The organism is Alteromonas sp. Cnat3-28, from assembly GCF_022348265.1.
Classification (GTDB): domain Bacteria; phylum Pseudomonadota; class Gammaproteobacteria; order Enterobacterales; family Alteromonadaceae; genus Alteromonas; species Alteromonas macleodii.
The window spans coordinates 23,011-37,058 of record NZ_JAKREY010000019.1; the positions used below are offsets into that span (position 1 = coordinate 23,011).

A 14,048-nucleotide genomic window follows, 5' to 3' on the forward strand; every position below is an offset into this window, starting at 1 on the left:
TTTATCGGCGTGGTAGTATGTTGATTAACAAGGTAGTTACAAGTTGATAGCATTATGTCTGTGAAAATCTTGATTGCTGACGATCACCCTCTGTTCAGGGCTGCGATGTGCCATGCGTTAGCTAGTGTGGAGCATATCGAACTTGTAGAAACCTCCACGTTCCCCGATACGCTCACTAGTCTTGAAGAAAATGACGACATCGATCTGCTCTTCTTAGATCTCACTATGCCAGGCAATGAAGGGTTAAATGGCCTTGCTGAGGTACATGCTCTCTATCCTGATGTACTTGTTGTCGTTATTACCGCACAAGAAGAGCCTGATGTTATGGCAAAATCGTTTGCGTTAGGCGCAAGCGGCTTTATACCCAAATCAGCTTCGGTCGATTGCATTATTGACGCGGTAAATACGGTGTTAGACGGTGAAACTTGGATCCCGCCTTCAGTTCATAATGCATCAGCTACGATGCCAAATGCCTCTGCATCGAATGTGAATGGCCACTCTGGCCAAGATGATTTCACAAATCGATTAAAGCAACTTACCCCTCACCAACTTAAAGTGTTGCGAATGGTATCAGACGGCTTGCTTAACAAGCAGATTGCTTACGAACTGGCCATTTCTGAGTCCACCGTTAAACAGCATGTATCTGCAGTATTGAGAAAGCTTGGTGTTATTAACAGAACCAAGGCCGGTATCGCGTTCAAAAATGCAATGCATTTAAGCTAAACGGAAAGCGATAGACGTCTTCAAGACTATGATCATATTGATATCGTTTAAGCACTAACATGTATTAGATGCTTTCCACTAGATTAGGGATTTTCGCACGTACGATTCATCGTGCTAATTCGCTCTCAATCAGCTCATGTGCTAGCGTAAGATTTCAAAGGATTAGTTTACTGGCGTAAAAGGATATTTATGACGCGATTTATTTTACTTTCCCTTCTCTTTAGTTCTTTCAATGCGTTTAGTGCCGTTACAGCATGGACAGATTTCACCCTGGACAACGGTCACGTTTTTTTGCCTGTTACCATAGAAGGCATCGAATCTCGGGTCATGCTGGATTCAGGAGCACAAATAAACAGTATCAATCGCGCGTTTATCGGGAAGCATGATTTAGACCTTGATAAAGGGCGCCCCGTGACCGTTAAAGGGGTGTACGACGTTGAAAGGCGAAACGCTTACAACAATGTAAATGTTGAAATATTCAGTAGTGATTTCGAGCTGGATTCACTTGTCGAATCCAGCTTAGGTCATCACTCTAATGGTATGTTACTGGGGGCAGGTTTTTTCAATAACTTCATCGTTCAATTGGACTATCCCCACAGAAAAATTCGTTTGGTGACGCGTGATTCGATAGATATGGGGGAGGTGGCAAATGTTCGAGCCAACTCTCAACAGGGTAGTGGAATGCCTATCGCGCAAGTAGAAATTAACGGTGTTGCGTTGTGGCTATTAGTCGATACTGGTAACGCCGGTACAATTTTGATTAACCGTCGAGCGGCGTCCAAGGTTGGGTTGCTAGAAAAAGTGGAAGGCGCAAGCACGTCATTTGGTGCCAATAGTTCTGGGGTCAATGAGTTCGCTACGTCAGATGTCGTGAAGTTTGGTCCATTCGAGATTAGTGACGTTAAGGTTAGCTTTCCTGCTGAGGGGCAAAAGACAAACTTAGAAAGTCAGTATGAAAGAACGGGTAGCCGGATAGGTGGAAAGCGGGTAGTTGGCTTAATAGGCTATGATTTGTTGAAAGACTTCGTTGTAACACTTGATTATCGTTACGGGAAACTTCACATCGCGTTACCGCAAAAGTAAAACGCATCTTGATGCAAACCTGCAACCAAAAGAAGACGAAATACCTACTGCCGTACTATAAATGCGATCACGAGTTCTCTATTAAACAAGCGATTGCTTTAGCAGTCGCTTAAGTGCCGCAGGCTTTAAGGGTTTTGGCAGGTAGCTAAATTGTTGCTCCGCCGCTTCTTCTCTTATATCGTTACTTCTATTGGCAGTGACTAAAATCTTTAAGGCAAAACTCACGTTATTTTCAGAAAGAATCGCTGCAACGTCAAAACCGGTTTCGCCATAATTTAGGTGATAATCGGCGACGAGCACATCAAAGTGTTCTTGTGAAATACTCGACACTTCTGCTCCGCCCGCTATCAATGTTGTACTCCCTCCCCAATCTCTCAGTAAGGTACACATTGCATTTGCCACTTGCTCGTCATTTTCTACAAGTAGAAAACGGGTGTCTTTTAAAAATGCATTGTTGTTTTTATTCGCTGAGTCTAAAGAGGGCATTTGATGGGAGTGCGAGGAGACAGGGCGAGAACGGCTGTCTAATGCGCTTTTTTGAACGCTTACTGAATTATTTGGCGCACTTGCTGAGTTCTTCGTTAATACCGAGTTATTAAAAGGAGAGTCAACATGGTTAGTGTTACTTACGTGCGCGGTGGGTATCGAGGCTTCGCTTTGAAATGCTCTAGATACAGCCACACTGAAGCAGCTTCCTTTATTTGGCGATGAAGTCAGCCCGACTTCATGACCGAGTAGCCGACATATCTTATCTACAATAGTCAGGCCTAATCCAATTCCTTCGCCTTTGTTGTTGCTCTCTAGCTGGTGGAACTCACTAAATATTTCATGCTGTTGGTGGTCGGCGATACCTAGCCCAGTATCGTAAACACAAAGCTTTATAACCTGCTCGGTATTTGTGATTCTTGTGCGTCTCACGCCCACCAAAATACGACCTTTTGCGGTATAGCGGACTGCGTTGGACAGCAAGTTTTGAAGCACCCGTCGCAGTAGCACTTTGTCCGAGTACACCATAACTTTGGTCGGTACATACCTGAGCTCAATACCTTTTTGCTTTGCAATGACACTAAATTCCTGCACCAATGAAGACAACATATCACTGACTGGAAATTCAGTCTTTTGAGGGGTAAGCACGCCAGCGTCTAATTTCGTCATATCAAGTAGCATTGAAAGTAAGCTCTGCGCATTGTCCAAAGAATTCACCACGCCTTCAGATAGTGTGGCCAGTTCACTGCCTTGCGTCTTTTTGCTGAGCATGCTGGCAAATAATGTTGCGGCGTTGAAAGGTTGCATGAGGTCGTGCCCAGCTGCGGCCAGAAATTTCGTTTTGCTCTCGTTAGCTTTGTCAGCGTGTTGTTTGGCTTCTTCTAATTCTGCTGTACGCTGCGCAACCCTTGCCTCCAAGTCTTCTTTTGCACTTTCTAATTCTTTTTGAATTGCTATGTATTCAGTGATATCGCTATAGGTAGTCACGTAGCCGCCACCAGGTAGCGGCGCGCCGTTAAGTTCAATCACTTTTCCGTCAGGCTGTTTGCGAATATGTTTATGACGGGTGCCTTCCAGCATGTAGCTAACGCGCTTTTCGATAGATGAGGGGCTAAACAACCCTCGGTTTGCGTTGTAGCTAAGTATATCGGTAATGGGCATGCCCGCTTTTAGAAATCCTTTAGGGTAGGCAAATAACTCCACGTAACGTTCGTTCCACGCCAGTAGCTGCAGTTTGTCATCAAGCACACTTATGCCTTGCTCAATGTTTTGCACTGACGATTGAAGTACCTCGTGGTTAAACTGAAATGACTGAGAAGCTTCTTCTACCCAGTCAACCAGTTCTGGAAAGCTATCGCTGCCTGTATCTGCTATGGCACCCAGTAATATACGAGCACTAGGTGCTCCTACTTGTGCAGCAAGCAACTTATTTACCCTGTCGATAAGCGCCTGACTGGCATAACCACTGCTAGCGGCGCGATTGACGTCAACTGATAGCTGCTTAACCAGTTGAGAGTGCGTGGCACTTTCGAGCACACGTTCGGTGAGTGCAATTAAGTCCCTCACTTTTACCAGTAAACGAGGTGTGTCGTGATCTGTGAGGAGCGTATCATTTGGCTTCATGCCACGTCTTGATGTAATCAATGCAACCGTAATGAATGTTAGGCAATTAGCCAATAAGGAAAAGGCAAAGCCCAAACCAAGCGCTTGGTCAGTGGGTGCTGGGTTGAAATAATAACTCGACAGTAAGCTTGGGTAGAGGAGGAATGCTGCCCAACATGTGAACCCTACCAATAAGGCGCAAATAGCGGCAGCTTTGTTGCTTTTCGGCCAGTAAAGACCAAACATAAGTGCAGGCATGCACTGTGCTAATAATGCAATAGCAATCACCCCGCTTTTAACCAAAGGTGCAGCCTGACTTATATTCAAGTGATACCAGAGCGCAATGCTAAGTACGACCACAACGGTTATACGACGTATAGACAGTATTTTGTTTGGCTGCATTGAACGGTTGGGCGAAGTCTTTAGTCGCGCTTTTAGCCAAAGTGGCGTGACAACATTGTTCGAGATCATTATTCCCAGCGCCAAGGTTGCAACAATCACCATGCTGGTGGTTGCAGAAAGACCTCCTATGAAAGCAAATGACGACAGCGCGATATTTTCAGCATGTAAAGGTAGGGCAAGCACATACGCATCAGAGCTCGTATCCACTGGCAGCAGCATTTTTCCTGCAATAGCAATAGGAATAATAAAAAGGGTCATGCCAAATAAATAGAGGGGGAATAGCCACCTTGCTGTTCTAAGCTCCCCCTCACCGTTCTGCTCAACGAAGTTCATATGAAACTGTCTTGGCAAAACGAACATAGAACAAACGCCCAAAACAACATGTGATACATAAACCCAGGGTGCGCTATCAGCATAAATGATTTCTCGAGCACTGGCATTTGAAGCGGCGTTAGACACCAAATCCAACACACCATCGAACAGATAGAAGCAAACGAAAACACCTACAGCGCACAGGGCAACAAGCTTTATAACCGATTCAAACGCTATAGTAAGTAGCAGACCGGGGTGTTTGTCGGTCAAGTTGAGTGTACGGGTACCGAAGATAATGGCAAATAATGCGAGCAAGATAGCTACGTAGATACTTAACCATGGCGTGCTTGTATGCGCGTCGTCAGTCAACAAATTTATTGATTTCGTAATGGCGTCTAACTGCAGGGCGATGTAGGGCACTACACCGAAAAAACACAGTAAAGTGATAAGCGCGGCAATCAAGTGGGAGTGCTGGTATTTAAGTGAGATGAGGTCTGCTAAAGAGCTGATGTTGTGTTGTTGACACAGTCTGCTTATATGAAGCACCACAGGAAACGCAAATGCCATAGTCAGCATAATCCCTAAATAAGTAGGGATAACTGCCCAGCCATATTGTGCTGCTTGAGAGGTAGTGCCGAAAAATGCCCAAGATGTACAATGCACGCCCAATCCAAGGCTGTACAATATTGGGTGTTGCCGGTTGTCACGTAAACGCTTATCGCCCCAAAATGCTAAAGCGAAAAGCGCGAGGAGATAACAACCAACAATAGTGCCAACCGTCCAGATACTTAGCATAGATATTCCGTCTCGTAGCGCTCGATGAGTTGAAATGGTAGTAGTGCGCTTTTCTCTGGAAATTACATTAACACGGTTTTTACACTCGTCACAGGTTCACGGAACAGGGCAGTAGATATTGGAGCTCTCCGGGCAAACAATAGGTTTAATGGCGGGGGGATATGCACCGCATTTGAGCCGAAGTGAATATACCTAGGTTGAGCTTGGCGTTAGCGAATTGACATGAGTACGTTAGTCTCATTTCCCTACTTATAAATTTTTTAGCATTACATCCACAAAAATATTGTGGATACCCTTGAACACCTTAAATCTAGCCCCATAACTAAGCGCAACAGACTTATTCCCAATAATTTTAACGTTATTGGGCAATGCCTAATTAAGAAAAACGTTTGGAGGTAGGCATGAGCGATAATCGCGACGTGCAGGCAGAACAAGAAAATACAGTTGATCAAACTGTACAAAATGCTGAAGAAGCGCAAGTAGAAGCGTCACAAGCAGAAGGCGTAGAGCTTGATGAAAATGCACAACGCATTTACGAGCTAGAAACGGCACTTTCTGAGGCGCAAGCCACAATCAAAGAGCAGCAAGATGGCGTGCTTCGCGCGCGCGCAGACGCTGACAATGCACGTCGTCGTGCAGAAGGTGAAGTAGAAAAGGCGCGTAAATTTGCTCTTGAACGCTTTGCTGGCGAATTGCTTCCGGTTATCGATAACCTAGAACGTGCGATCGAAATGACCGATGGCGACAATGAAGCGGTTAAGCCGCTTTTAGAAGGTGTGGAAATGACCCACAAAACTTTCTTAAGCACTATTGAGAAATTTGGATTAAGCCTTATTGATCCGCAGGGCGAAACCTTCAACCCTGATTTGCATCAGGCAATGTCGATGCAAGAAAGTGCAGACCACGAGCCAAATACAGTGATGGCTGTGATGCAGAAAGGTTATCAGATTAATGGTCGTTTGCTACGCCCTGCCATGGTTATGGTATCGCGTGCACCAAGCGGCGGTGTGGATACGCAAGCGTAAGTTACGCTTTTTGCGACAAACACACAAAAATGTCAGTTTTTTTTACTGGCATCTATTGAAAAGACGGGGAATAACCCCACTAAAAGTGCAGTATTAAGAAAATCATTCGGAGACACAAAATGGGTAGAATCATTGGTATCGATTTAGGTACAACGAATTCATGTGTCGCAGTTCTAGACGGCGACAAACCTCGCGTAATTGAAAACGCGGAAGGCGATCGTACAACCCCTTCAATCATCGCTTACACAAACGATGGTGAAACATTAGTTGGTCAGTCTGCAAAGCGTCAGGCGGTAACTAACCCGACTAACACATTATTCGCAATTAAGCGTCTAATTGGTCGTCGCTTCCAAGATAAAGAAGTACAGCGCGACATCGACATCATGCCTTTCAAAATAGTAGGTGCTGATAACGGTGATGCGTGGGTAGAAGCAAAAGGCGAAAAAATGGCGCCTCCTCAGGTTTCTGCTGAAGTACTTAAGAAAATGAAGAAGACCGCTGAAGACTATCTTGGCGAAGAAGTAACTGGTGCAGTAATTACTGTTCCTGCTTACTTTAACGATTCTCAGCGTCAAGCAACTAAAGACGCGGGTCGCATCGCAGGTCTTGAAGTTAAGCGTATTATCAACGAGCCAACTGCTGCTGCTCTTGCCTACGGCATGGACAAAAAGCAAGGCGACAACGTTGTTGCAGTATACGACTTAGGTGGTGGTACGTTCGATATCTCTATCATTGAAATCGATGAAGTAGACGGCGAACACACGTTTGAAGTACTTGCAACAAATGGTGATACTCACCTAGGTGGTGAAGACTTCGATAACCGTGTTATCAACTACCTAGTTGAAGAGTTTAAGAAAGACCAAGGCATCGACCTTCGTAAAGATCCGCTTGCTATGCAGCGTCTTAAAGAAGCCGGTGAAAAAGCAAAGATTGAGCTTTCTTCTTCACAACAGACTGAAGTTAACCTGCCATACATCACTGCTGATGCAACAGGTCCTAAGCACTTAGCGATTAAGCTTACTCGTGCAAAACTTGAGTCTTTGGTTGAAGACCTAGTTAAGAATTCACTTGAGCCGCTTAAGAAGGCACTAGCTGATTCAGATCTTTCTGTAGGCGACATCAACGACATCATTCTAGTTGGTGGTCAAACACGTATGCCGCTTGTACAGAAGTATGTGACTGAATTCTTTGGCAAAGAGCCACGTAAAGATGTAAACCCTGATGAAGCAGTTGCAGTAGGTGCGGCAATTCAAGGTGGTGTACTTTCTGGCGACGTTAAAGACGTACTACTTCTAGACGTTACACCTCTGTCTCTAGGTATCGAGACTATGGGTGGCGTGATGACTGTGCTTATCGAGAAGAACACGACAATTCCAACGAAGAAGTCGCAAACGTTCTCAACTGCTGAAGACAACCAGTCTGCGGTAACAGTACACGTACTACAGGGTGAGCGTAAGCAATCAAGTGGCAACAAGTCTCTTGGTCAGTTCAACCTAGAAGGTATTCGTCCAGCAGCACGCGGTGTACCGCAAATCGAAGTAACATTCGATCTTGATGCTGACGGTATCCTACACGTGTCTGCGAAAGACAAAGACACAGGTAAAGAGCAGAAGATCACTATCAAAGCCTCTTCAGGCCTAAGCGATGAAGAAGTAGAAAAAATGGTAGCTGACGCGGAAGCGAATAAAGAGTCTGATAAGAAGTTTGAAGAGCTGATTCAAGCGCGTAACCAAGCTGACGGTATGGTTCACGCCACACGTAAACAGCTTGAAGAAGTTGGCGATGCACTAAGTGCAGAAGACAAAGCGCCAATCGAAGAGGCACTTTCAGCACTTGAAACTGCAGTTAAAGGCGAAGACAAAGCGGACATCGAAGCGAAAACGCAAGAGCTTATCCAAGCGTCTAGCAAGCTGATGGAAGCGGCGCAAGCTCAGCAAGCTGCAGCCGGTGGCGCAGAAGGTGCAGAGCAGCAAGCTTCTTCTGGTAAAGCAGACGATGACGTTGTTGACGCTGAATTCGAAGAAGTGAAAGACGACGACAAGAAGTAAACTGTTGTGTCAGGCCCGTTACCTAATATGTTAGCGGGCCGTGTAAGCAGTTCAGGCGCAGCAGGAATTTCTTGTTGCGCCTTTGTTGTGTAAATGACTTGGCTTTATTGAATGTGTGTTCAGGTTATTTTTACAACAGTCAGATGTAGATTCGATGAGCATAAAATGCTTATCGACAAAAAGTAGGATATGTAAACGATATGTCGAAACGAGACTACTACGAAGTACTCGGGGTAGATAAAAGCGCAGGCGAACGCGAAATTAAAAAGGCGTATAAGAAGCTGGCGATGAAATATCACCCTGACCGTACGCAAGGCGATAAAGGCCTGGAAGATAAATTTAAAGAAATCCAGGAAGCCTACGAAATTCTGTCAGATTCGCAGAAACGTGCAGCATACGACCAATATGGCCACGCGGGAGTAGATCCTAACCGTGGTGGCGGTGGCTTCGGTGGTGGTGCCGATTTCGGCGATATTTTTGGTGATGTATTTGGTGATATCTTCGGCGGTGGCCGAGGAGGTCGTCAATCTCGCGCACGTCAAGGTTCAGACCTCCGCTACAACTTAGAGCTAACGCTTGAAGAAGCGGTTCGTGGCAAGAGCGTAGATATTCGCGTACCAACTTTGGTCGAGTGTGAAGTCTGTGATGGTTCTGGTGCGAAGAAAGGCTCTTCACCTAAGACCTGTCCAACCTGTCACGGCAATGGCCAAGTTCAAATGCGCCAAGGTTTCTTTGCTGTTCAGCAGACTTGCCCAACGTGTTCGGGCAAAGGCAAGATCATTGAAGATCCTTGTAACAGCTGTCATGGCCACGGTCGTAAAGAAAAGACTAAGACCCTTAACGTTAAAATTCCAGCTGGCGTAGATACCGGTGATCGTATTCGTCTATCAGGCGAAGGTGAAGCTGGGGAGAACGGTGCACCTCCAGGTGATTTATACGTTCAGGTCCACGTACGTGAGCACGATATCTTTAAGCGCGATGGCAACAATTTGTACTGTGAAGTACCGTTAAGCTTCACTACGGCAGCCCTTGGCGGCGAGCTAGAAGTGCCAACGCTAGATGGGAAAGTAAAACTGAAAATCAGCCCTGAAACGCAGACTGGCCGAATGTTCCGTCTACGTGGTAAAGGTGTTAAATCAGTGCGAAGTGGTGCCATGGGCGACTTAATGTGTAAGGTTGTGGTCGAAACACCAGTAAACTTATCATCTCGCCAAAAAGAACTACTTCAAGAGCTTGAAGAGTCGATGGGTAAAGCGTCAAGTAAGCACAGCCCGAAAGCGCAAGGCTTCTTTGACGGCGTTAAAAAGTTCTTTGACGATTTAACGAACTAATTGCTTAGTAGTACATACTTCATTTGAAAGCCCTCAGTGAGGGCTTTTTTCTTTTTGAAAGGCATTTAAACGCGCTCTTATGAGTGGCCAATTATCCATGCAGATTGGTATTTGTAATAGAAAGTGCTCACTTTAAGAAGGAAAGGGGGAGTTAGTCTTTTCTTTACTTACTTTTACCGCTAAAAATCTTGCGCATCATCCGACTATTCGTCACGATAACCCAAGTATCGGGACTTTTAGCTTGCTGATTACAAGGCTTAAAAGCCCGTTTGAGACCAATGAATAATATTTACCTAACAAGGGAACAGGCATGAAATTTTCAAGTAAATTGCTACTGAGCGCTGCCACGGCAGGCGCAATCTTATCAGGCTCGGTATTAGCTGCTGACGTGACAGAAGCAACGTCAGAAAAACACGCGGGAGCTGCAACACAATATCGCCAGGCCGTTTTTCAGTTAGTACGCAGTAACATGGGACCGTTAGGTGGCATGGCAAAAGGTGCTCTACCATTTGACGAAAGCGTTATGGAAACAAATGCCGTACGTCTAGAACAACTTGCTGACATGATGGGCGATTATTTATCAGTTGATACCCGTAAGTTTGAGGTTGAAACTGGCGCAAAAGATGAAATTTGGGAAAATTTCTCAGATGTAGAAAAGAAAGTGATGGCACTTAAAACGGCAGCGCAAGGGCTTCAAGCAGCTGTTAAAGCGGGTGATGAAAGCGCGTATAGAGGTGCAATCGGTAAAATTGGTGCAAGCTGTAAGTCATGCCATGACGACTATAAGAAGGACTAGCCCAAGCTTGTTTTTCAACACGTGAAAGCGCTCTAATATCGGGTCAGTAAGAATGTGCCTATTGCATTTTACTGACCCAAAACCTCGATTAATACTTCGATGTGTTAATTAGTATTTTATAATTAAATCATGAAGATAGGTTGAGAGCGGCGCTGAAGCGCAGACTCGCAACCTTCCACAAACAGCAGTGTACTTTTTCGTCCAGAGCTTTGTAGGTAATAAGCACCAGGCATCGCCACACACTACGTTTCAATACCCGGATTGCGTGTACCGCAAAATATATCAATGAATAGCGGGCCAAAATGGACGGAACTAGTATCTCCGTTTAGCGATGTCGGCAAACTGTTTCTAGCGCGCTAAGCTCAGTAGTGTTAGATCCTATTCAGATAAAAGAGCTCGCAAGTACTATCCCGGATTTCAAATAGTTAATTCGTAATAATAAGAACTTTCCACGGGTTCGAAACGTTTCAATGGGTTTTTGCTGGAAATTTGTACAATTCTTGGCTATGTTAAACACTCAGGCTTGGCGATAATTTTCTTCGACTGAAGGTACGCGTTTAGGTACCCAATCTTCGCAGGTCCTGCTTTTAAAAAATATAAAACAGCTCGTAGACAACTGAAACAGCAAAACTTGTAATGCGCTTAAAACCACGACACAACTTTTCATCCTTTTATTGTCGTGCTGCTATCGTTTGTGCTGAATTCGAAGAGATATCAAAAGGTTTGCTTAGATGGATTTACGCAGTGAACGCATGTTGTCAACCATGCGCACAACACAGCAAAACATTTCTGTGTTGCTCAATGAAAGTCGAACGAAAACAGAGGCTCTGTGTATATTACTTGCCTCGGTAAACCCTAGCAATGGAAGAGCAACGGTATTATCTTGCGACGTAAACCACCTATCATTAGAAGCCGAGAGTGTTGTTTTTCCTTCACATGTATTGCTCATGCTCCCGCTTACACCTTTGAGCGCTCCAATACCTTGCAAAGATTTTATCTTTCCCCCTTCACTCGAACATTATGCTGATAGCTATGTAGTAGTTGCTACCGTGCGAGATATGCAAAATGAAGTAATGGGTGTTGTTCTCACTTTTGTACGCCACAGTGTATTGAGCCCTCTACAACATACATTGATAGATATTACGCGCCAAAAAGTAGAGCTTAGTTACCAATATGAGCTGGCGCGTCATCCCTATTCAGACAAGTTATCCGAACAGCTTGCCTTGTTAGAAGAGGTGAGTTCAATTTCTAAAGTGGGCGCGTGGGAGATTGACAGATTCACAGGCGTACTTTCTCTGACTGAGGTGATGAAAGCCTTATTAGGCTTACCTCGTGTAAAAAGCGTCGGCATTAATGAAGTGCTCGATATGCTTACCTCGAGTGATAGAAGAGACTTAAAGCAGCGCGTTTTTAAAGCGCTTAAAGAAGATAGAGAGTTCGTAAAGCACTTTGAATTTCACGACAAGCAAGGTCGCAGAAAAAGTATAAAACTAACCGTGTTCTTACAGGTTCAGCGAGGAAATGCTAGCGGAATTAAATTAACCCGGCTTTATGGCGCAGTGCAGGATGAAACGGAAATACAGCGTCTATCGGATTCACAACATAACTACACAGATTATCTGACCAGTTTATTGAATAATGTGGATAGCGTGGTGTTAAGCATAGATGAACATGGCACTATTCTAACTGCAAATGAACGCGTTTATTCTGTATTAGGCTTTGAGCCCGAAGAGCTGATTGGGCAAGATATAAAATTAATATCAACCAAGGTGCAAAATACCGATGCGCCTTCTTGTTTCATAAACATACCAGCGGGTTTAGCATGGTGTAGCGAAAATGGCTCGGTAAACGAATGTCTTCGCCATAAAAATGGTAAACGTATTGCCTGTGAAGTTAATTTGTCGAAATGCTCTGTACATAATCAACAATTAATTATCGCCTCAGTGCGCGATATCACTAATCAAAACCACGAAATTGAGCATTACAAACAACTCGCTTTAATCGATACGGTGACAGGTCTTCCGAACTTACACCAATTTGAGCGATACCTTGGCGATAAAGCTCATGACGACAAGTCATCTAAACCATTTGCCACGTTTATGCGCGTTGCTATCTGTAACATAAAAGAATACGAAAATGCGTTTGGAGAGCCAACGATAGACTATATTCTGAGAATTTTGGCTAGTCGCTTCATTCGCATATTCGAAATTAACAAGCGCAATTCAGCCAGTATATTCAAATGTGAGAGAGGCGCTTTTTATATTCATCTTCATCAATATTTTAGTGAAGAAGCACAGTCTCTAAATGCTGCACACGATTGCGCTATTCTTATCCACGATCACGTGCTAGCGCCAATAACCCTGCACAACAGCCTCTTAAATATTGAAACGCAAACCATAAGTTGCACGGTTCCAACGAAGCATTTTTCGTTTAAAAAGATAAAAGAACTATTGTCGAGAAAACCTTTAAGAGAGGTAAAAAATACTTCTACTTTTAAGTCGGAGCACGAGTATTTTCATGTTAATGCAATTGATATCGAGCGGTACAATTACATTAAACACTCTCTGAGCAGGGCTATTTCTAACAACGAGTTATATATTGAGCTACAACCTCAATACGATGCAACGAAGAACGTTATAAGCTCAGAGGTGTTGTTAAGGTGGAAGCATCCTCATATGGGTACAGTAAGCCCTTCTGAATTCATTCCTATTGCCGAAGAGAATGATTTTATTGCTGAACTCGGGCTGTGGGTGTGTAACGAAGCCTGCGGGTTACTTAGTGAATGCCAGTCAAATAAAATTAACACTAAGTTGTCTGTTAATATCAGTGCAAAGCACTTAGCGCGAGCTGATTTTGTGAGTAAGTTTGTCGCAATAGTAAATAAGTGGCGAGTGTCACACAAAAATTTAACTCTAGAGCTCACTGAAGGTGCATTGATAAGAGGGGTGAGCGTTATTCAACGTCGCGTCAGAGAATTAGCGGAACAAGGGTTTAGTTTGTCTATCGACGATTTTGGTCTTGGTGACTCAAATTTAAATTATCTTCAAGATTTGCCAATTACCGAACTGAAAGTAGACAGGGTATTTGTCGAAGCGATGGAAGGCTCGCAGCAAAAAACATTATTAGTTACAAGTATTTGCAACATGGCCAAAGCGTTACACATAAATACCGTAGCTGAGGGAATAGAGACAACGGGTCAATTAGATCAAGCTAAGGCATGTGGTTGCGGAGCATTTCAGGGATATTACTTAGATAAACCCATGAGTGTAGGTGATTGGAAAAGTAAAATTAGTGAGAAGCAATATAAAGAAGGTAGTTAACCCTACGCAGTCGAGGGCTTATTCAAGTATGCGTTGAAACAACCGCTTCGATACCGCTTGTTATCAAATGGATGTACAAAGTTTAAATTTATGTAAATCAATTTGTTAGTCGATCTACGCCTGAA

The 14,048-nt window shown here is 44.2% G+C and carries 8 protein-coding genes; 7 read left to right on the plus strand and 1 reads right to left on the minus strand.

Annotated features, from left to right (window positions below; translation table 11 throughout):
* The first annotated feature begins 54 nt into the window (after positions 1 to 54).
* Together MHM87_RS16320 and MHM87_RS16325 are read left to right on the plus strand one after the other, a co-directional pair.
* Positions 55 to 723, plus strand: a complete 669-nt coding sequence (locus tag MHM87_RS16320) for a response regulator transcription factor (protein ID WP_061485364.1) — start codon at positions 55 to 57, stop codon at positions 721 to 723.
* A 189-nt stretch (positions 724 to 912) separates the two neighbouring features.
* The gene (locus MHM87_RS16325; RefSeq protein ID WP_239260239.1) at positions 913 to 1,806 is read left to right on the plus strand and encodes an aspartyl protease family protein; all 894 of its coding nucleotides are present in this window, start codon (positions 913 to 915) and stop codon (positions 1,804 to 1,806) included.
* Between the two features lie 81 nt (positions 1,807 to 1,887).
* Here the strand turns inward: MHM87_RS16325 and MHM87_RS16330 are convergent, their stop codons facing one another.
* Positions 1,888 to 5,403 (minus strand): PAS-domain containing protein, encoded by a 3,516-nt coding sequence (locus MHM87_RS16330; protein ID WP_239260241.1) that lies wholly within the window; start codon positions 5,401 to 5,403, stop codon positions 1,888 to 1,890.
* 401 nt (positions 5,404 to 5,804) lie between these two features.
* On the opposite strand from MHM87_RS16330, the gene grpE reads away from it, so the two are divergent.
* The 5 genes from grpE (at position 5,805) to MHM87_RS16355 (ending at position 13,923) form a co-directional block, all read left to right on the plus strand.
* A complete protein-coding gene (gene grpE / locus MHM87_RS16335) occupies positions 5,805 to 6,428 on the plus strand; it encodes a nucleotide exchange factor GrpE (protein ID WP_014948971.1) in 624 nt (207 codons plus the stop codon).
* Positions 6,429 to 6,547: 119 nt separating this feature from the next.
* A complete protein-coding gene (dnaK, locus tag MHM87_RS16340) occupies positions 6,548 to 8,476 on the plus strand; it encodes a molecular chaperone DnaK (RefSeq protein ID WP_061094681.1) in 1,929 nt (642 codons plus the stop codon).
* Positions 8,477 to 8,676: 200 nt separating this feature from the next.
* Positions 8,677 to 9,807, plus strand: coding sequence for a molecular chaperone DnaJ (gene dnaJ, locus MHM87_RS16345; protein ID WP_014948973.1), 1,131 nt, complete (start codon positions 8,677 to 8,679; stop codon positions 9,805 to 9,807).
* Between the two features lie 310 nt (positions 9,808 to 10,117).
* Positions 10,118 to 10,603, plus strand: a complete 486-nt coding sequence (locus MHM87_RS16350) for a cytochrome c (RefSeq protein WP_239246239.1) — start codon at positions 10,118 to 10,120, stop codon at positions 10,601 to 10,603.
* A gap of 731 nt (positions 10,604 to 11,334) precedes the next feature.
* Entirely contained in the window at positions 11,335 to 13,923 is a 2,589-nt protein-coding gene (locus MHM87_RS16355) for a bifunctional diguanylate cyclase/phosphodiesterase (protein ID WP_239260244.1), read from the plus strand.
* Positions 13,924 to 14,048: the final 125 nt, after the last annotated feature.